Source organism: Stenotrophomonas sp., assembly GCF_050737075.1.
In the GTDB taxonomy this organism is placed as follows: Bacteria; Pseudomonadota; Gammaproteobacteria; order Xanthomonadales; family Xanthomonadaceae; genus Stenotrophomonas.
On the sequence record NZ_JBOHXV010000020.1, the window covers coordinates 43,039 to 60,806 of the forward strand.

The 17,768-nt window shown below is 66.6% G+C and carries 19 protein-coding genes and 2 pseudogenes; 15 read left to right on the forward strand and 6 right to left on the reverse strand.

Annotated elements, in window-relative coordinates; translation table 11 throughout:
* Positions 1-24: 24 nt before the first annotated feature.
* Positions 25-429, reverse strand: coding sequence for a hypothetical protein (locus ACREPD_RS07320; RefSeq protein WP_431598704.1), 405 nt, complete (start codon positions 427-429; stop codon positions 25-27).
* Between the two features lie 163 nt (positions 430-592).
* Between ACREPD_RS07320 and ACREPD_RS07325 the strand changes: the two genes are divergently transcribed.
* A complete protein-coding gene (locus ACREPD_RS07325) occupies positions 593-1,132 on the forward strand; it encodes a demethoxyubiquinone hydroxylase family protein (RefSeq protein ID WP_431598705.1) in 540 nt (179 codons plus the stop codon).
* Between the two features lie 10 nt (positions 1,133-1,142).
* Here the strand turns inward: ACREPD_RS07325 and ACREPD_RS07330 are convergent.
* Together ACREPD_RS07330 and ACREPD_RS07335 are read right to left on the reverse strand one after the other, a co-directional pair.
* Positions 1,143-1,346 (reverse strand): annotated as a pseudogene (locus ACREPD_RS07330) (energy transducer TonB family protein); the annotation flags it as partial.
* A 76-nt stretch (positions 1,347-1,422) separates the two neighbouring features.
* On the reverse strand, positions 1,423-2,679 hold the full coding sequence (locus tag ACREPD_RS07335) for a hypothetical protein (RefSeq protein ID WP_431598706.1): 1,257 nt from the start codon (positions 2,677-2,679) through the stop codon (positions 1,423-1,425).
* Positions 2,680-3,014: 335 nt separating this feature from the next.
* Between ACREPD_RS07335 and ACREPD_RS07340 the strand changes: the two genes are divergently transcribed.
* The 6 genes from ACREPD_RS07340 to ACREPD_RS07365 all read left to right on the forward strand — a co-directional run bounded on the left by ACREPD_RS07340 (position 3,015) and on the right by ACREPD_RS07365 (position 8,425).
* Positions 3,015-3,428, forward strand: a complete 414-nt coding sequence (locus ACREPD_RS07340) for a hypothetical protein (RefSeq protein WP_431598707.1) — start codon at positions 3,015-3,017, stop codon at positions 3,426-3,428.
* A gap of 158 nt (positions 3,429-3,586) precedes the next feature.
* Positions 3,587-4,057, forward strand: a complete 471-nt coding sequence (locus ACREPD_RS07345; RefSeq protein WP_431598708.1) for a hypothetical protein — start codon at positions 3,587-3,589, stop codon at positions 4,055-4,057.
* Positions 4,058-4,060: 3 nt separating this feature from the next.
* Complete coding sequence (locus ACREPD_RS07350; protein WP_431598709.1) at positions 4,061-4,693, forward strand: AAA family ATPase; 633 nt, start codon at positions 4,061-4,063, stop codon at positions 4,691-4,693.
* A gap of 72 nt (positions 4,694-4,765) precedes the next feature.
* Entirely contained in the window at positions 4,766-5,890 is a 1,125-nt protein-coding gene (locus ACREPD_RS07355) for a hypothetical protein (RefSeq protein WP_431598710.1), read from the forward strand.
* Positions 5,875-6,426, forward strand: a complete 552-nt coding sequence (locus ACREPD_RS07360; RefSeq protein ID WP_431598711.1) for a hypothetical protein — start codon at positions 5,875-5,877, stop codon at positions 6,424-6,426. The genes ACREPD_RS07355 and ACREPD_RS07360 overlap by 16 nt, the downstream gene beginning before the upstream one ends.
* Before the next feature lie 64 nt (positions 6,427-6,490).
* The gene (locus tag ACREPD_RS07365; RefSeq protein WP_431598712.1) at positions 6,491-8,425 is read left to right on the forward strand and encodes a PEP/pyruvate-binding domain-containing protein; all 1,935 of its coding nucleotides are present in this window, start codon (positions 6,491-6,493) and stop codon (positions 8,423-8,425) included.
* A gap of 21 nt (positions 8,426-8,446) precedes the next feature.
* On the opposite strand, the gene ACREPD_RS07370 is transcribed toward ACREPD_RS07365, so the two are convergent.
* Complete coding sequence (locus ACREPD_RS07370) at positions 8,447-9,544, reverse strand: DNA glycosylase AlkZ-like family protein (protein ID WP_431598713.1); 1,098 nt, start codon at positions 9,542-9,544, stop codon at positions 8,447-8,449.
* 173 nt (positions 9,545-9,717) lie between these two features.
* Between ACREPD_RS07370 and ACREPD_RS07375 the strand changes: the two genes are divergently transcribed.
* From ACREPD_RS07375 to ACREPD_RS07395, 5 genes and pseudogenes are all read left to right on the forward strand, one after another.
* Positions 9,718-10,461 carry an SDR family NAD(P)-dependent oxidoreductase gene (locus tag ACREPD_RS07375; RefSeq protein ID WP_431598714.1) on the forward strand — a complete coding sequence of 248 codons (744 nt, stop codon included), beginning with the start codon at positions 9,718-9,720 and terminating at the stop codon, positions 10,459-10,461.
* A gap of 21 nt (positions 10,462-10,482) precedes the next feature.
* Positions 10,483-10,908 (forward strand): VOC family protein, encoded by a 426-nt coding sequence (locus ACREPD_RS07380; RefSeq protein WP_431598715.1) that lies wholly within the window; start codon positions 10,483-10,485, stop codon positions 10,906-10,908.
* Positions 10,909-10,935: 27 nt separating this feature from the next.
* Positions 10,936-12,012, forward strand: coding sequence for a sensor histidine kinase (locus ACREPD_RS07385; protein WP_431598716.1), 1,077 nt, complete (start codon positions 10,936-10,938; stop codon positions 12,010-12,012).
* A 1-nt stretch (position 12,013) separates the two neighbouring features.
* On the forward strand, positions 12,014-12,832 hold the full coding sequence (locus ACREPD_RS07390) for a LytR/AlgR family response regulator transcription factor (protein WP_431598717.1): 819 nt from the start codon (positions 12,014-12,016) through the stop codon (positions 12,830-12,832).
* 96 nt (positions 12,833-12,928) lie between these two features.
* A pseudogene (locus ACREPD_RS07395) lies at positions 12,929-13,354 on the forward strand (nuclear transport factor 2 family protein); the annotation flags it as partial.
* Between the two features lie 890 nt (positions 13,355-14,244).
* Here ACREPD_RS07395 and ACREPD_RS07400 read toward each other — a convergent pair.
* The gene (locus ACREPD_RS07400) at positions 14,245-15,162 is read right to left on the reverse strand and encodes a hypothetical protein (protein ID WP_431598718.1); all 918 of its coding nucleotides are present in this window, start codon (positions 15,160-15,162) and stop codon (positions 14,245-14,247) included.
* An 8-nt stretch (positions 15,163-15,170) separates the two neighbouring features.
* On the reverse strand, positions 15,171-15,533 hold the full coding sequence (locus tag ACREPD_RS07405) for an H-NS family nucleoid-associated regulatory protein (RefSeq protein ID WP_431598719.1): 363 nt from the start codon (positions 15,531-15,533) through the stop codon (positions 15,171-15,173).
* Between the two features lie 185 nt (positions 15,534-15,718).
* Here ACREPD_RS07405 and ACREPD_RS07410 point away from each other — a divergent pair, with 185 nt between their 5' ends.
* The 3 genes from ACREPD_RS07410 to ACREPD_RS07420 form a co-directional block, all read left to right on the forward strand.
* Positions 15,719-16,087 carry a hypothetical protein gene (locus ACREPD_RS07410; RefSeq protein ID WP_431598720.1) on the forward strand — a complete coding sequence of 123 codons (369 nt, stop codon included), beginning with the start codon at positions 15,719-15,721 and terminating at the stop codon, positions 16,085-16,087.
* An 81-nt stretch (positions 16,088-16,168) separates the two neighbouring features.
* Positions 16,169-16,603 carry a helix-turn-helix domain-containing protein gene (locus ACREPD_RS07415; RefSeq protein ID WP_431598721.1) on the forward strand — a complete coding sequence of 145 codons (435 nt, stop codon included), beginning with the start codon at positions 16,169-16,171 and terminating at the stop codon, positions 16,601-16,603.
* A 65-nt stretch (positions 16,604-16,668) separates the two neighbouring features.
* Positions 16,669-17,768 (forward strand): ligand-binding sensor domain-containing protein (locus ACREPD_RS07420; protein ID WP_431598722.1); only part of this gene is annotated, 1,100 nt, incomplete at its 3' end.

Consider the following 17,768-nt stretch of genomic DNA (forward strand, 5'->3'; position numbering starts at 1 on the left):
GCGCAAACAGGTCGCCAGCCATGCCTAGAGCCTGCCGGCTGACGTGTAACGCGACACACCCTGTTCGATCAGGACCTGCAGCTCGTGCAGAAGATCCGGATCCAACGCCTCAAAGTTGAAGCAGGACTTTCCCTGCATGCGCTTCTTCAGCGCGGGGCTGATGCCGGCCAGCAACTCGGGGAAGTGGTAGACGGGCATGAAGTGGAAGGAATGCCTTCGGCCCGAGACTTTCACCGCCCCGAAGAACTGCGGCTTGCCCTTGGCATCCACGTTTCTCCAGTTGGCGTAGAAGTGGCCGTCTTCATCGTGTACGACCAGCAGCTTGGGTGTGTAGGGGAGCAGCAAGGCGCGCAACGCGGCGAACAGGTCGGGCGCGTTCGGCGGTGCTGCACGCTTTGGCGGAGTGGCTGGCGTTCCTGGAGAGTTCATGGCCTTGGCCCCGATTGCGAGCGCGGTTGGGAGAGCTTCTGAACGTATCGAGGCCTGAGCCTATCACGCGTCAATTGTGGGCTTCCTTCATTGCGCTGTATCTTCTTCCAAAGGGTCAAGCCGGCTACGGATGCACCCTGAAAAAAAGATGGAGGGAAGTGGGATGGAGGTAGCAACGCAGTCTGCAGCCACCGATCTGGGGGGCCGCATCATCAAGGTCAACCATGCTGGCGAGCATGGCGCCATCGCCATCTACACCGGCCAGATTCTCCTGGCCCGGTTGACCGCGCCACGCCTGGTGGATGAGCTTCGCGAATTCCGTTCGCACGAACAGCGGCATCGGGCCATTTTCGGCGCCGAGCTCGAGCGGCGTGGCCGCCGCCGCTGCCGTAGCTACTGGCTCTGCGGGATGGGGGGTTTTGTCCTGGGCGCTGTCACAGGCCTGTGTGGAAGTGCGGCCATTTCTGCAACGACGACCGCCGTTGAGAGCGTGGTGCTGCGGCACCTCGTGCATCAGCTTGAGGTTCTACAGGGCCACGATCCAGCCGCTGTGGCGGCCATCTCATCCATCGTCGCCGAGGAGCAGCAACATCACGACCAAGCGCTGGAACATGTGCAAGCGGGCACATTCTGGCCCAGGGTGCTCGGTCCGATCGTGTCCAGCTCAACTGAAGCCGTCATCTGGCTGGGCATGCGGTTGTAAGCGGTGGCACTCAGTGCAGCGAGAAATTGGCCGGAACACGGACCCTTCCCGCGACCGGCTTGCCGGCCACCTGCGGCGGGTTGAAGTGCCAACCCGCCGCCGCTTCCATCGCAGCCGTATCCAGCTTCGGGAATCCGTTGGATTTCTCCAGCTCCACGCGCGTGACGCTGCCATCGGCGGCGAGGTCGAGGAGCAGAACAACGATGCCCGATTCGCGACGACCTTCCTGAGGGTGAAATCTGGCGCGATGGTATCGCGCGGGTGGGTAGCCGGAAAGTGGGCTGTGTTCGCTATTCTTCCTTCAGCCTCTTCAACACCACCGCTTCAAACGCCTTGCCGCTCTGCTCAGCGTCGCCAGCATCGCCGGGCTGCAGCAGACCACTCTCAAACGAGGCCGTGATTGCCGCCTGAGGGCCACCAACGACCCACGCGGTCTGGTCGCCCGTATGCAGATTGGCAAAGCGCTCAGGCCGCCCGCGGTCGGCGAGCATGGTGTTGAGCAGGCGCAGTACGGTTTCTACGTCATACCAGTCATCAAGATTTCGGGCCGCTGTCTGGTAGCGTTTTCCGTCCAGATACGCAGTGAGCGTGTAGGGGCCGACGTCCTCGGCGGGTACGGCTTCCTCGAACACCGCGCCCGCGAGCGCTGGCTGCACGAGCGATGCCAGTTTGCGCAACAGCGAGTCGTGCTCGTTGGGGAACTGGTCGGTTTCCGCGTCGAATGCGTATACGTGGCCAGCAATGCCCAGCATTGATGTCGCGTCAACGGTATCGAAAGCCGCCACAGGCATCTCTGCCACGCGTGGGAAGCCGGCATTTGCAAGCATCTGCCGCACGACTGCAATGTCCGCAGCGGAAGCCTTGGGGGGCGCATCCGGCTGGACGGAGGGCGTTCTCCTCTTGGGGCCTGATTCGCACATGGGATGTGGTCGAGCCATATTCGAGCACGCGCGCCAGGCAAGCTGATGCAACTGCGGGTCGCCTGTCCGGAAGAATGCCATGGCCAGCTGGTCTGCCTGTTCGCGGTCCCTTACGCGGGCATGCAACGCGCGCAGCGCAGCCCATGCGTCTGGCTCGGGCCGATCGGCGAGCGACCCTGCAGCCGGCCGCAATGCGCTCAGATCGCCCGCATCGACAGCCTGCCCGGCGGCACGGACCAACAGCCTGCGGTCCGTAGGCGCCGGGTATCCGTTGTCTTCGGCCTGGTAGGCTTCAATCACGGCCCAATACGGGGTGTCCGGTCGCAGCAGGTGGCTAACGTCTTCGGGTGCACGGCACGTCGCCGCATACGCGCCTGCCAGTGCGTCACGCAGCGGTGTGGCTGCGCCGGCCATCAAGGGGCGAATTGTTGTGCAGAAGGCAGGTGTCCCGTTCCGGAACCGCATCACTGCGCGCCACTCGGCAATCCAGCCGGCGGCTTGTGCGGGCGGCACGCGATCTGCCGATTGTTGGACTGCGGAGAGCATCACCGGGTCGCCCGCGAGAAGCAGATCGACTACATGCCCAACAGGTGGCAGGGACGAGTCGCCATCGACCCAGGTCAGCATTCCCTGCGCCGTCGAAGGCAGGGGCGCGGAGTACCGCTGCGGCAGTGGCGAAAGGTCAATGGTGACGGCTGGCTGCGTACCAGTAGCGGTAAATACAGTTTCGCTCGAACATGCTGAAAGTGACACGGCACATAGCGCAATGAGGTGGCTGAAAAGAGCTATGTGACTTCGCATTCCCTGCAATCTCCGCTCCATCCGCCTGTTGGCGTGCAGAGCAAGTATATCGACGCTGTTGGCCTTAGCCGACCTGTCTTCGCGCCGGGCTCACGCTGTGGGCGGCTTGCATCGCCGTTCCTGGCGTCGGACCATGCGCCACGAACGCCCAAGGAACTTCCATGGCCCGTGCAGTCATCGCCATAATCCTGCTGATGCTCGCTGGCTGCGCCTCGCTGCCCCCGGATGCCGTCACATGGCGTGGCCATGCGCCGGGACGCGTCAAGGCCAAGGTGACCTTGTTTTCCCCAGCGTTGCCGGCGCAGGGATGGCTGGTCGAATCGGAACCTGATCAGGCTGCCGGCTACCTCAGTTACACGAAATGGGGGCCGAGTGGCGAACGCTACTGGGCGAAGGCCTACTTTCAGGTCCGGCAGGCCTGGGAGCCCGAGGCCGAGTATCTGGGCCGCTTCGAGACAAAAGACGGCTTCAGCGAGCTCTGTGTGGGCAACCCGGTGCACGGCGGCTTCCAGGAAGGCGATACGTATGTTTTCACCAACGCCTACGACTATTGCGCACGTCTCGCCAGGCGATAGGCCGAAAATCCGCCGGTCGGGCGCCGCATTCTAGAAGGGCAGGCTTATAAAGGGAATTCCTTACAAAACAATGGGGTGGATTCGGCTGGTACCGGGTTCGAGACCGCCTCATAGTGTGGCGTAGTGCCAAAAAGGCACATTTTGGCCGCTGGTGTACGATGAGCTACACATCCATCTTCGGGTCGGCTGCCATGAAGCCTTCTGACACCGGTTTGTTGAGCCCCAAGACGGGCGCTTTTGTCTCCGTTCGAAAGAGCGAGAAAAAGAGCAACCAAGCGCCACTGTCGAATCTGCCCACCATGACCGCCAGCCAGCTGAAGAAGGGAGGTTGGCCGGGCGTCATGGCACAAGTGAACAAGACTGCGGCGGTGGCGGTGACGAATCATCACCGCACCGAGGCTGTGATACTTGCAGCCGACCACTACGAATCACTCGTGCAGCGGGCTGCGAAGCCGAAAGTAGCGGGTTCGGTCCTGGAGGTGGGGGCCGCGTCCAAAGAGATCGCGTTGGCGCATCTGCAGCGTGCGTTCGACCTGCGTCTTGCCAAGCTGAAGGATGGGAAGTCCCTGGCTGCTGCGACCAGCAAGCGCGCGCGCCGTGGGAAGGCGAACATCGGGCCGTCGCTCTGAATCATGCCGAGAATCCTGGTCCTGGCCGGCGTCAACGGGGCGGGCAAGAGTTCCCTGCTCGGCAACTACCTCAGGGATGACGGACTGACCTGGTTCAATCCGGACGCGTTCACGCGCGAGCTGGAGGGGGCCGGATATGCGCACGATGAAGCCAACGCCAAAGCGTGGGAAGAAGGCAGGAGCCGGCTTGCCCGAGCCATCGCCAACGGCGAAGACTACGCATTCGAAACCACGCTTGGCGGCAGCACGATCCCAGCGCTGTTGCGCGAAGCAATGGAGACGCATGAGGTGATCGCGTGGTTCTGCGGGTTGTCCAACGCCGAGCTGCATATCGAGCGGGTCGCGGAGCGGGTGGCCCAAGGCGGTCATGACATCCCGGAACACAAGATCAGGGAGCGCTTTGACCGGTCACGGCAGAACCTGATCGCGCTTGCCCATGGCCTGACCACGATTCATGTATACGACAACAGTGCTCCCATGTACGACGGGGTCGCCTCGCCACAATTGGTGCTGGAGCTGGATAGGGGTGTCATCCTGTATCCCTCCAATGTGGAAGAGCTGGGTGCAACGCCGGCCTGGGCAGCGCCCATCGTTGAACATGCTGTGCAGCTTCACCCGCCCGCCTGGCTTGGTTAGCACGTTTTTTGGATCTACACGCCGGCCCCGGTCGGTCGTAGAATCGCGAATCCAACGGTGAAGGATCACGACATGAAGCACATGCGAGCGGGGCGTGGCGGGTTGGCGATCACAATGGCTGCTCTGGCGCTGCTGGCCGGGTGCGGCGACATGACCTTGTCCGAGCCGGGTGTGAAGGCACCCGCGACAGAGGATGCGCACAAGCCCGTCGCTGAGCAGCCGGTTCCAGCCGGGCCGGCTCCCGTTTCGGAAGCGCCTGCGAGAAGCAACCCCGCACAGGAGCCGGGCGCCACGCGGCCGTTCGCGTTCGAGGTGCCCGCCCGGGGCGACATTCCGCCCGCGACCTGTGCGTTCGACGGCTTCGCGCTGCCGGCCAACGCCAAGGTCTATGCGGCCGGTGCTTATGGCGGCAAGGAGGCCGACTTCCAGATCGACCAGAGTGGCCACCAGGCAACCACCATCCAGGTGGCGGTGCATGAACCCCATGCGCCGGTGGTGCTGTTGCTGGGCGCCTATGAACCCACGGTGTGGAGTATTGGCTGGACCCGTGGCACGCAGATCGCTGCGGTGCTGGTGACCGGCTATCACCGGCAGCAGCTGACCGGCTTGCCGGCGAACGTGCCGCTGCTGGTGAGCACCTACGACAACCGTGGCCCCTGCGGCTATGCCTATGTGGGCGGCGAAGGTTCGTCCAAGCTCAACCCGCTGGCGCGCGAGGTGTTCGGGCGTGCGGTGGACGTGGCGTACCCCGCGCGCGACGGCCGTGCGGTGATTGGTACGCTGCCGCCGGGCGCTGCGCTGGTCACCGATGCGGCGGCAACGCCGGTGAAAGAGTTCCAGGTGAAGGACGCACCGCTGGCCGGGCAGGCAGGCATTGACGCGGCACTGCGCAGCGGTACCTTGCGGCCGGCAACACCCGCCGATCTACGTGCGTGGGAGGCTGCGCGCCAGCGCAACCAGGGCGCGCCAGACATCCCGCGCATCGAGGGGGGCGACACCGAACGCTCTTCGGGCATGCCGTACCGCAGCTACACGGTGCGCAAGGCCTTCGTCATTCCTGCCGGCCTCAACGGCGCCCACTCGGCCACGTTCTTCGTCGCCCCGGGTGTACCCGTACCCACCGGCGACCCGGGGCATTCACAGGTGCGCCTCATCGAAGATGGAAGCTGCAGCGGCCCAACGTGTGGGATGCGATGACAATGCGACGAGCCTGTTCGTGTTGGCTGGGAGGTCATTCTTCCCGGATCAGACCCTTTGCGCTTTTTCTCTTTGTTCTTGCCGTCGCCGCGCAGGCCCATGCGATTCCCGGCGAGGAGTTCTGCGGCGAAGCGACCGCAGTCTATCTTCCTGAGCCCCAGGGAAAGCCGGCACCCAATATCGAGCTGGCCAACTTCCAGTTCACCAGTCCTGAAGACCGATGCGGGCGCAATCTCCCGAACGATGCGCTGATGAGGCTTCACGCGGAGATCAAGCCGCTGGCAGCGACTGCCTTTGCGGACAGCCGTGCCAGTTTTTCCGTCATGGTTCGTTACACGATCACGGCGGATAAACCGGCGACCTTCGACATGAAAGTGAGCGATGCACCCGAGAGCGAGCGGCCGCGCCTCACCCGCTTCTACACTGAAGCGGCCGCGCTGAACGACGCCCGTTCGACCAGTGGCACGGTCTATGTCGTCTTCCACTACAACATTTCCCCCCGAGCGTCCGTAGCGCGGCCGGCCAAGGGCGGGTAGGGACATCATGGAACGAGCCAGTAAATCCCCTGCCTGGCCACAGCGTTGGTTGACGTGGGGAGCAATGCTCACCCTGCTGCTGTGCTGGGCCGCGCCTGTAGTGGCGCAGACCGCACGCAAGCCTTCATCCTACGAATATCGGCCGGGCAGTGAAGTCGCGCCCGCACAGCCGGCAACCGGGCCGGATTATCTGTCGCGCATCGACAGCCGCGCACAGTTCATGCAGCTTGCCCGCGTCTACAACGCCGGTACGGCGCTGGAGATGCCGCACCTGATCTTCGTGATCGACCGGAAGAACGCGGCACGCATCTACTACATCAATACGCCGCGCTTCGACCTGCATGAGCAGTTCGTTCGCCGCCAGGGGCTGGTGCGTTCCCTGGACAAGGCGACGCTCAACGCGCAGTACCGCGATCCAGAGCGGCGGTTCCTGTTCGGCACCCTCAGCTGGCAGCGTGACCTGCCGGGCTACACCTATGAATTTTGGGAAGGCGACAAGCTCACCGCGCCGCTGTTGCGGCAGACCGACGAGGTGCTGCACGCCTCGTTCCGCGACCCCATCCGCTTCAAGACCAACTCCACCCAGCACGAGCAACTGGCCAGCGGCATGGGGCTGGCGTATGTCAGCCAGGAGGCGCTGATCCGTGAGCAGCGCTTCCTGCCGCTGAACACCGGCCGGGCGGAAGGGCGGATTCGGATCGTCCGGTCGGAGGCGCAGCTGCGCACCCTGACTCCGCGCGATATCCCGGTGCTGGACGAGGTGCCCATCGCGCTGGCGCCGGTGGCAGGCCTGGTGACGCAGCGCCCCTCCACGCTGCTGTCGCACGTCAACCTGCTGGCCAAGGGCTGGGGCATTCCCAACGTGTATGTGCGCGATGCGCATAACGCGCTGCGCCAGTACGACGGGCGCTGGGTCGCGCTGGAGGTCACCAATAACGACTACCGGGTAACGCCGCTGGCTGGCCCCCCGAAGCGCCCCACTGCCACGGCGACCCGTCCGGTGGCGCGCAACCTGCCGCGCCCGGACCTGTCCGTCGTGGCGCTGAAACCGCTGGCGGCATTGCGTGCGCGCGACAGCAGCCACTGCGGAGTAAAGGCCGCCAACCTGGGCACGCTGAAGACAGCGCTGCCCCCGGCCGCGCGCGTGCCCGACGACTTCTGCATCCCGGTCGCGCACTACCAGGCGATGACGCAACGGCTGCGCATTCCACAACGCCTGCAGGAACTGCAGCGCCGACCGGGCTTCAGCACCGACCCGAACGTACGCCGTGATGCACTCACCGCGCTGCGTGCCGAGATCGCCAACGCAGCGCCCGACGCCGCCTTCGTCCGCGCGCTGGACACGCAGTGGAAGGGGCAACTGAAGGGCGCCGGGGTATTTGTGCGCAGCTCGTCGAACTCGGAAGATCTGCCGGGCTTCAGCGGCGCGGGTCTGTATACCACGGTGCCCAATGTGACCCGGACCGATGCGGTGGCCAAGGCGGTGCAGACGGTGTGGGCGTCGGTCTACAACTTCGAGGCGTACGAGGCTCGTACCGCTGCAGGACTCGGGCAGGATGCGGTGGCCATGGCGGTGCTGGTACAGGTGGCCGCGCCCTCGGACAGCTCCGGGGTGATGATTACGCGCGACCCCTTCGACGCCGCCCGTCGCCACATCACCTATATCTCGGCCAAGCGCGGACTCGGTATCCGCGTGGTCGAGGGCAAGCGCCAGGCCGAGCAGGTAATGTATTCCACGTGGTCCAAGGCGGTGCAGGTACTGAGCCGGTCGGCGGAAGACACCCAGCTGGTGACCAATGCAGGGGGCGGCGTGCGCGAAGTACCGATTACTGGTTCACGTCAGGTGCTGACCGATGCACTGATCGCGCGACTGGCCAAGGTGGGCGCAACCACCAAGCAGGCGCTGGGTGGCGTGGACCAGGATATCGAGTGGGCGGTGGTGGGCGATGAGGTGCTGATCCTGCAGTCCCGGCCCTATGTGGACGGGAGCGCAAAGTAGCGGGGCAGTGGCGCGTCGGCTTCAACGCGGGCCAAGAAACCGCGTGAAGCGCTCCAGCTCGTCGTCCAGCGCGTTGCGGAAGGCAGCGCCTTTTGGCGCAGCGCCGGCGGCGTAGCCGAAGCTCGACTCCAGTCGTCCCACGCGCACCGCCAGATTGGCCCAGCCGATGACCTGGTCACGCCAGAGCATCGGCAGCGCGTAGTAGCCGAACTGGCGCTTGGCGGCCGGCGTGTAAGCCTCGAACTTGTAGGTCCAGCCCCAGAGCAGCGCGAACCGCCGGCGGTCCCATACCACGGGGTCGAAGGGAGCGAGCAGGCGCAGCTGGTCATCGACGGCATAGCGCCGCGAGCGCGGGTTCTCATCGGCCGGCCAGTACCACGTGGTGCCGTCGATGCGGTACGAGGCCAGCTGATCCTGCGCCAGCCGCAGCGCGGTGCGGGTGTGCGCGGCCAGGTGCGGTGCGCCATAGCCGAGCAGCCGCGCCAGGTAGGTCAGGCTGGCGGCCGGCAGGGGCGCGTACTTGCGCACCACAAGATCGATCAACGCTGCTGCGCGCAGGGCGCGTCCTGCAGGTGTCTCGTCGGCGTCCAGGTGTTCCGCCACTTCGTACACCCGCGTGCCGCTGTCGCGCCGTTTCACCCGCAGCAGGCCGCGGTAGTGCATGCCGTCGAGCAGATGCGTGCTTGCGTTGCTTGAGCCGCCCCAATAGTTGGTCACGCGTCCGTGTGCGAAGTGCTGGTCGACTTCGCGCGGATGCACCGCGCCGCGCTCGCGCACGAAGGCCAGCACGTCGGCCGCCTTGCGTCGCGTGGCGGCGTCCCATGCGTTCTTGGCCTGTCGCGGGTGGATCAACGCCAGGTGTGCGCGTGGCAGGAAGCCATAGTTGACCAGGTAGTCCTCGTCGATCGCCAGGCGGGCGTAGCTGCGTTCCAGATCGCCGGCGTGGTAGTCCCTGACGCGGTGGCGCAGGGTCAGATCCTGCGCCCGCGCCGGCGCCCGGATCGGGTCGGCCTGCAGGAAGCCCAGCCGCCGGATCGCCACCGGCAGCGTGGTCGGCGTGAACAGGGTGCGTGCCACAGCGTAGCGGCGCAGGTCGTCAAGGCTTGCTTCAGCGGCCATGGGGAAATTCAATCGGGTCGGTAGGGCCGCTTTCCATGCCCGCATTGGACACCCCGCGGCAAAGGCTGACAAGGCGCAAAGCAGGAATAGGCAGGGATCGGCGAGGATCGGGCCGGCGCCCAGGGGCATGCGCCCCTAGCCTGTGCATCACCCCCTTGCACAGGAGCACCCGCATGAAATGCGTACTGATCACCGGCGGCAGCCGAGGCATTGGCGCCAGCGCCGCACTGCAGTGCGCGCAGCGCGGCATGGGCGTCATCCTCACCTACCACGCGCAGCCCGACGCCGCCGCGCGCGTAGTGGAACGCATCCACGCCGAGGGCGGCACCGCCGTGGCCCTGCCGCTGGACGTGGGCAACAGCGGCAGCTTTGCCGCCTTCGCCGCGCAGGTAGCCGAGACGCTGCAGGGCAGCTGGGGCGCGACCCGCTTGAGCGGGCTGGTGAACAACGCCGGCTTCGGGCTGTTCAACCCGATCGAGACGGTGACCGAGGCGCAGTTCGACAGCCTGTTCAACGTGCATCTGAAGGGGCCGTTCTTCCTCACCCAGGCGCTGCTGCCGCTGCTGGCTGACGGTGCGGGTATCGTCAACATCACCAGCGCGACCACGCGGGTGGCCACGGCCGGCGTGGCGCCGTACGCCGCCTTCAAGGGTGGGCTGGAGGTGCTTACCCGCTACATGGCCAAGGAATTCGGCGAGCGCCGCATCCGGGCCAATGCGGTGGCGCCCGGTGCGATCCGCACCGAGCTGGGCGGTGGGCTCAACGACGCATTCGAAGCAATGCTGGCCGCCCAGACGGCACTGGGCCGGGTAGGGGAGCCGGACGACGTGGGCCGCGTGATCGCCGGGCTGCTCGGCGATGATATGGCTTGGGTCAACGCACAGACCGTCGAAGTGGCGGGCGGGTACAACATCTAGTTCGCAACTCGGGAGTAGCACATGCTCGACCACGTCTTTCTTACCGTCACCGACACCGCACGTTCCATCGCGTTCTACACGGCGGCACTGGCGCCGTTGGGGATCGTCAACCGGCTCGACTACGACGGCCGGCAGGGGCCGGCGGGGCACCCGGACCTGAAAGGGTTCGGGGCGGACGGCCGGGTCTTCTTCTGGCTGCGCCAAGGCGTTGCTGCCGCGCAGGCGGCGCACGTGGGCTTCGTGGCCGAGTCCACGGCAATGGTCGACGCCGCCCATGCAGCCGCGATGGCCGCCGGCGCCCGCGAGATCCATCCCCCCGGCCCGCAGCTGCACTACGATCCGCGCTACTACGCCGCGCAGGTGCGTGACCCCGACGGCTACAGCCTGGAGTTCGTCTACAAGAGCTGGCAACACGGCCATACCATCCCGACCGAATCCGCCGCATAGTGCAGTCCCCGCCAGCGAGTCCGCCCCGTGAGCACAGCCCTCCCCACGACCGTGTTCGCGCCCAGGCGCGGGAACCTGTTCTGGCTGCTGCAGACCGGTGGCTGGTTCTCGTACTTCCTGCTGAGCTTCCTGGCCGCCATGGGCGACGGCAAGCCGCTGGGCTACGGGGTGGCGTCGCTGTCGGTTGCGCTGTGTGGGTTTGCCACCACCAGCGTGCTGCGGCTTGGCTACCGCCGGCTGTGGGGCAAGCCCATGCGGGTGATGGTGCCCGGCGCGGCGCTGATGCTGGTGGTGGCCACGCTGGTGCAGATGAAGCTGCACGTGGGCATCACCTTCAGCTACTGCGACGACTGCCGCCTACACAGCTTGCTGGGCTACGTGTGGTATTTCGCATCGGCGTTCTATCTGCTGCTGTCGTGGAGCGGGCTGTACTTCGGCATCAAGCTGGCACAACAGCTGCAGCAGCAGAAGGAAACCGCGCTGCGCGCCGCCAACGCCGCCCATGCCGCGCAGTTGCGCATGTTGCGCTACCAGCTCACCCCGCACTTCCTGTTCAACACGCTCAATGCAATTTCGACGCTGGTGATGGATGACCGGCGCGATACGGCCCACCGCATGATCTGCAGCCTGTCGTCGTTCCTGCGCCATTCGCTGGAGTCGGACCCGGAGCAGCCGGTAACGCTGGCCGAGGAGGTGGAGGCGCTTGAGCTCTACCTCGACATCGAGCGCCTGCGTTTCGGCGACCGGCTCTGCGTGGTGCTGGATATCGAGCCGGTGGCGTACGGCGCATGGGTGCCCAGCCTGATCCTGCAACCGCTGGTGGAAAACGCCATCAAGTACACGCTGGCCGCCAGCGAGTCCGGCGGCCGCATCGAGCTGGTCGCGCGTCGTGACGGTGACATGCTGGACCTGCACGTGCGCGACGACGGGCCGGGCTTCATCGCACCGCCCAGTGGCCGTGGCGCCGGGGTGGGCCTGGCCAACACCCGCGAGCGCCTGCGCGTCCTCTACGGCGAGCACCAGCAGCTGGACATCGTGGCCCGCCAGCCGCGCGGTACCGACGTGCATCTGCGCCTGCCTTTCACTGCAGCGGAGGGGGGCTGAGATGAGCCGCATCCGCACGTTGATCGTGGACGATGAGCCGCTGGCGCGTCGCGGCCTGCAGCTGCACCTGCAGCGCCACGCCGATATCGAGGTGGTGGGCGAGGCCGGCAGTGGCGGACAGGCGACGCAGGCCATCGCCGCGCTGCGCCCGCAGCTGATGTTCCTGGATGTGCAGATGCCCGGCATGGACGGTTTCGGGGTCCTTCGCGCGCTGCCGGCCACGCAGATTCCGCTCACGGTATTCGTTACCGCCTTCGACCAGTATGCGATTGCGGCGTTCGCGGCCAGCGCACTGGACTACCTGCTCAAACCGGTCGATGACCGCCGCCTGGACGAAGCGGTGGAACGTGCGCGCACGCGGTTGGCCGCGCGCAAGGCAGAGGACCACTACGAGCGGCTGCTCAGGCTGATGGCCACGATGCCTGCCGCGGACCGCCCGCAGCTGGATGCACTGATGCTGGACGAAGCGAGTCGTACCGGCGGCACGCTGAATCTTCGCGATGGGCAACGGTTGGTGCGCGTCGCGCTGAATGCCATTCGCTGGGTGGATGCGGCGGGCGACTACATCTGCATCCATACCCACGACCAGACCCACGTACTGCGCGGCACCATGCAGGAGCTGGAGGGCCGCCTGGACCCGCGCCGGTTCGCACGGGTGCACCGCTCCAGCATCGTCAATCTGGAGCGGGTGACGCAGCTGCGTCCCCACCCCAACGGGGAGTACTTCCTGGTGCTGGATTCGGGCCATGAGCTCAAGCTGTCGCGCAGCTATCGCGACAAGGTGCGGGTGGTGGACGGGCGGCTGCTGGCTGCGGTCTAACGCTTCATCGCAAACCGGCCACGGTTCGTCGCAAACCTGCAGACAGGCGCCCGCTGCTGTCGTTGAATGCAGCGACACCCAATGCCCGGAGGAACGATGCCTGCGTTTGCCTTGTTGCTTGCCGCTGCCGCCGCAGCGAACACCCCGTCCCCGCCGGATGCCGCCACGGTAGCCGCCATCGAGGCCACCTGCTTCGACTACGTGGACGGCCAGCTGGAGGCGAACCCCGAACGAGTAGCACGGTCGCTGCATCCGGACCTGGCCAAACGCATGGTGCTGGGGGATACGCCGGACGAACGGCTGGGCCTGCGCCGCATGAGCAGGGAAGAGCTGGTGGGGCTGACCCGGCAGGGGGCGCTGAAGACGCCGAAGGAACAGTGGAACCGCACCTGCCGCGTACTGGACGTGACCGCCAACGCGGCGTCGGTGCGGCTGGAGACGCCGTGGTTCGTGGACTACTTCCACATGGGGCGCTTCGGCGAGCGCTGGATCATCGTCAACGCACTCTGGTACAGCAAGCCCGCGCCGGCACGCACACTGCCGGTGGCGCGCGAGGGGGCGGCGCAGCTGACCGGTGCAGGCTGGCTGTCTGGCCCCCGCAACGACTACAACCTGAGCCTGGATGCGGCGGGGCAGCGCATGGTGTTCGCGCGCTCGGACGCTGGCTTCAAGAACAGCCGCATCTGGTACGCGCGGCGCGATGGCCAGGGCTGGAGCGAGCCGGCGCAGGTGCCGTTCTCCGATCCCCGCTACAAAGACTCGGACCCCTGGCTTACGCCGGACGGCGGCACGCTGTACTTCGTCTCCAACCGCCCGGCACGCGGTGACGTGCCGAATACCAGCCTCGACATCTGGCGTGTCTCTGTAAGGGCCGAAGGTTTCGGTACGCCCGAACACCTTGCCGCAGTGGCATCGGACGGTGACGAGCTGGGTCCGGAGCTGCATGACGGCGCGCTGTACTTCAACAGCTCACGCAAGGGCGGGCCCGCGCAACTCTCGCTCTACCGCGCAGCGGCCAAGGGCGACGGTTTCGATGCGCCACAGGTGTTGCCTGCACCGTTCAACGACGGGTCCATCCAGGGCGATGTGACGCTCTCGCCCGACGGAAAGGTGGCGCTGTTCTGGAGCCGTCGCGGGGAGGTGGCCGATATCGACCTGTTCGCAAGCTGCAAGGGGCCCGAGGGCTGGTCGCCGGCAGTGCGGCTGCCGGCGCCGATCAATGGCACGGGCATGGACTTCACCCCCGCGTTCAGCGCGGATGGCCAGACGCTGTACTTCGCCAGCCTGCGCGGCGCCGAGGGGGCGACCGATTTGAACGGGGTATTGAACGGGCAGTCCAACCTCTACACCATGCCGGCGAGGCTGGTATACGTCGCGCTGGCGCACGAGCCCTCCTGCTGAGCGCCTGCGCGTCAGTCAACCAGCGCGAGCTGCCGTTTGAAGCTCGGCCACAACGCGAGCTTGTGGGTGACACTGGTGATGGTTCTGCGCGGGTCGGTCGGGTGCGGTCGTGAGGACGTGCTGCTTTTCCCCTGGCGCCACAGCCCGAACATCACGATCTCCGCACCCACCGGGAAGGACTGCAGCCACGCGGCATCGCTGTGCCCGACGCTGATTTCATAGAAATCGCGGCGGTCGGCAATGCCGGTGTGCTGGTACTTCGGGGCGCAGTTGAGGAACATGGAACCGGGCTGCGGCGCGCGGTGTGAGCGGACCGTACCGACCAGGGCCATGGGCAGGTCGGTTGCATTCGCGCCCAGTCGCTCCCACGCCTCGTCGTAGCGTTCCTGTTCGTAGAAGAAATTGCTCCACTCCACCTTCTTCTTGCCCAGCCGCAGCGTTACCTGCGCCGCCGGCAGCGCGTCGCTTTCGCACAGGGCGCGCAGCACCAGCAGCTCGACGAGGGTATTCAGATAGCCGTCCAACGGTGTGCCCGCGCCTGACGCTTCACCGCCGCCGCGTTTCAGGGCCTGCTGCAGGAGCAACAGGCGCAGCTCATGCTTGCCTTCCCCCAGTGCTGGCAGAAACTCGGGATCGGTGCCGGCGGCGAGCAGCGTCTGCAGGTAGCCGGGGGCGTCGTATCTGCACCCCGGCTGGTGCGCTGCGCCCTTGTCCAGCGCGATGTACGCGGGAACATGCACAGGCGCGGCAGGAGCGGTACCGCTCCTGCTGTGTTCGGCCACGAACTTCACCGCCGCGCCGCAGCCCGGGCTGTCGCACAGCAGGGTGGGCAACGTCTGCTTTGCGTCATGGCGCTTCTGAAGGTCGTGTACGCGGTGCAGGGTGCCGTGGGTTCCAACCGCCTTGCGCATCCTGATGGCGCGGCTCATCTGCCCGTTCAGCCCGGGAACGCCGGGAAGCGCTCGTCGGGGTGGTGCTTCTTCCATTCGGTATGCGCCACGGTGCCTTCCCAGGCAAGGAAGGACTGCGGGATGCGCCCGCGGCCTGACCAGGTTTCCTGGCTGTGCGGCAGCCAGTAACGCGGCGGGAGCTCCTGCCCGGGGGCCTTGGCCGGCTTGGCGCGTTTGACCGGGCTGGTCGACGCCTCGCCGGCTACCAGCGCACGGATCCGGCGCTGTTGCTCGGGGCTGAAATCGGCATAGCTGGCGTTGAGCAGCACGGTGACGCGTTCATACGCCTCCTTGGTGGCGGCCCGCAGGACGGCCTGCGGAGAGGGGGCGGCGGATGATTTGCGGGGCATGTGATTCCAGGGAAGGAGGAGCTGACGGTGGGCACGATAGCAAATGCCTGCGTGAAGCTGTCGATGGCGGAGAACGGCAGCCGGTTGGCGGGAAGGGGGACGCGATCCCCCCTCTTTCGAGGCATGCACGCGGACGGCGATGGGTCCTGAATGTGGGCGACCCCATCGAACACGGGCGGTGACCAGTGCAGTTCCTGCATGCCACATTTCCAGATCGCCTGGCGGGCACGGGCGCGCTGATGCTGCGCCTGCTGTTGGCGTCGATGCTGTTATGGCCCTGGGGGCTGCGGGCGGCGTGGCCGGCAGCCGACCTGCTGGGCTGGGCCTGGCTTGCCGCGCTGCTGCTCGCCTCAGGCAGCCTTTCCCCGCTTGGAGCTGGGGTGTCGCTGGTGGTGGGCAGCCTGGATCCAGGCCTCGACGGCTGGCCCTTCGCAGGCCTGGTGATCTCCCTGTCGATGGTGGGCCCCGGGGCCTATTCGGTGGACGCGCTGCTGTTCGGCCGCCGTGTGCTGCGACGCCCTGCCTCCCGGGGCGGCACCAACCCGAAAGAGTAGTCGTGGTCTGGACCGTTTGGGGGTGGGGGTGGGCCGCCCAGGGGGCCACCATGTCCAGCAACTTCCGCGAGGTTGACGCCCGTGCACGCCAGCCCAACGGCACCCTCCGTCGAACGCGTGATTGGCCCTCCTGCCGGCATGACCGTGCACGGGGCTGCGGGGAGTTCGCTGGCGGTTGCCAAGGCGGTGGAGTACATCGACGCCAATCTCTGCGAGCCGTTGCAGCTCAGTGCGATCGCTGCCGTGGCGTGCATGAGCCGCTGCCACTTCGCGCGCCTGTTCCGCCATCAGGTCGGTGTCAGTCCGATGGAATACCAGCGCCTGCGACGCATCGAGCGCGCCCGGCACCTGCTGCGCAAGGACGGGCGGCGCATCGGCCAGATCGCCACGGACCTTGGGTTCTACGACCAGAGCCACTTCGTGCGCTGGTTTCGCCGCACGCTGGGATGTACGCCCACCGCCTACGCACGCGCCGCCCGGCCGCTCGTGTGCGAGCCTGCCGATGGGGCCGCCTGAGCGGTTTTGTATGATGGCGTGAGCGCCGTCCGCGATGTCGCGTGCACGGGAGCAAAGGGCCGACAATGACGTTCATATTCCGGGGCATCTTCCGGGGCATCGCCTGCGCATGGCTGCTGCTCCTCAGTGGACATGCCGCCGCGCTGGATCCTGCCCGCAGCCTGGCGCAGTTCCACCACACGGCATGGACGGTGAACCAGGGTGCGCCCGGGCAGGTGACCGCGCTGGCGCAGACGGCGGACGGCTATCTCTGGCTGGGAACGGAAATCGGGCTGTATCGGTTCGACGGCGCGCGCTTCACCCGCTTCGTGCCGCCGGGGAACAACGGCTTCCCTGCGACGAGCGTTTCAACCCTGTATACCTCCGCCAGCGGCGGGCTGTGGGTGGGCTTTCGGTACGGCGGCGTCAGCCTGATCGAGGGTTCACGGGTCCGCCACTACGGGCAGCACGATGGTCTGCCGACCAGTACGGTGTTCCGCTTCGCGGAAGACGGTGTTGGCCGGTTGTGGGCCGCCACGTTCACCGGTCCGGTGTTACTGCAGGGCCAGCATTGGGTGCGCCCCACCCCGGCCATGGCCTACCCGGGGCGGCAGGCGCGCACGCTGTTCACCGACGGCGACGGCACGTTGTGGGTGGCAACCGAGAACGGCATGGTGGTGCTGCGCCGGGGCGCGCGCGCCTTCGCCAGCGTGCCGGCCAGCGTCGGGCGGGTCAGCCAGATCGCGCAGGCGCCCGACGGGGCGATCTGGGTGGCCGAGGCCGACGGCGGTGTGCGCCCGCTGTTGGGGAAGGGTGAGGCGGGCGCCTCTGCCGGGCTGATCTTCGACCGCGATGGGGTCCTCTGGGCGACCACGCTGGGTACCGGCCTGATGCGCCGTTCGGCGCAGCGCACGCCGGAGGGAATCGAGTACTTCCGCCGGACCGACGGGCTCAGCTCCGATTATGTGCAGCCGTTGCTCGAAGACCGCGAGGGCAACCTGTGGGTAGGCAGCAGCCGCGGGTTGGACCGGTTCCGGCACGCCAACCTGATCCAGGTGGTGATGCCGGAAGGCGCGCAGGAATTCGCCATTGCCGCCGACGGCGATGCCCTGCTGGTAGGCACCCGCAACCATCCGCTGCAGCGCGTGGACCTGGCATCGCGACAGGCGCTTGCGCTGCCGTCGGC

Excerpts from the sequence above, each read along its gene's own strand:
- ACREPD_RS07320 (WP_431598704.1), bottom strand. The coding sequence starts at position 429 with ATGAACTCTCCAGGAACGCCAGCCACTCCGCCAAAGCGTGCAGCACCG.
- ACREPD_RS07325 (WP_431598705.1), top strand. The coding sequence starts at position 593 with ATGGAGGTAGCAACGCAGTCTGCAGCCACCGATCTGGGGGGCCGCATC.
- ACREPD_RS07335 (WP_431598706.1), bottom strand. The coding sequence starts at position 2,679 with ATGCTGACCTGGGTCGATGGCGACTCGTCCCTGCCACCTGTTGGGCAT.
- ACREPD_RS07340 (WP_431598707.1), top strand. The coding sequence starts at position 3,015 with ATGGCCCGTGCAGTCATCGCCATAATCCTGCTGATGCTCGCTGGCTGC.
- ACREPD_RS07345 (WP_431598708.1), top strand. The coding sequence starts at position 3,587 with ATGAGCTACACATCCATCTTCGGGTCGGCTGCCATGAAGCCTTCTGAC.
- ACREPD_RS07350 (WP_431598709.1), top strand. The coding sequence starts at position 4,061 with ATGCCGAGAATCCTGGTCCTGGCCGGCGTCAACGGGGCGGGCAAGAGT.
- ACREPD_RS07355 (WP_431598710.1), top strand. The coding sequence starts at position 4,766 with ATGAAGCACATGCGAGCGGGGCGTGGCGGGTTGGCGATCACAATGGCT.
- ACREPD_RS07365 (WP_431598712.1), top strand. The coding sequence starts at position 6,491 with ATGCTCACCCTGCTGCTGTGCTGGGCCGCGCCTGTAGTGGCGCAGACC.
- ACREPD_RS07370 (WP_431598713.1), bottom strand. The coding sequence starts at position 9,544 with ATGGCCGCTGAAGCAAGCCTTGACGACCTGCGCCGCTACGCTGTGGCA.
- ACREPD_RS07375 (WP_431598714.1), top strand. The coding sequence starts at position 9,718 with ATGAAATGCGTACTGATCACCGGCGGCAGCCGAGGCATTGGCGCCAGC.
- ACREPD_RS07380 (WP_431598715.1), top strand. The coding sequence starts at position 10,483 with ATGCTCGACCACGTCTTTCTTACCGTCACCGACACCGCACGTTCCATC.
- ACREPD_RS07390 (WP_431598717.1), top strand. The coding sequence starts at position 12,014 with ATGAGCCGCATCCGCACGTTGATCGTGGACGATGAGCCGCTGGCGCGT.
- ACREPD_RS07400 (WP_431598718.1), bottom strand. The coding sequence starts at position 15,162 with ATGAGCCGCGCCATCAGGATGCGCAAGGCGGTTGGAACCCACGGCACC.
- ACREPD_RS07405 (WP_431598719.1), bottom strand. The coding sequence starts at position 15,533 with ATGCCCCGCAAATCATCCGCCGCCCCCTCTCCGCAGGCCGTCCTGCGG.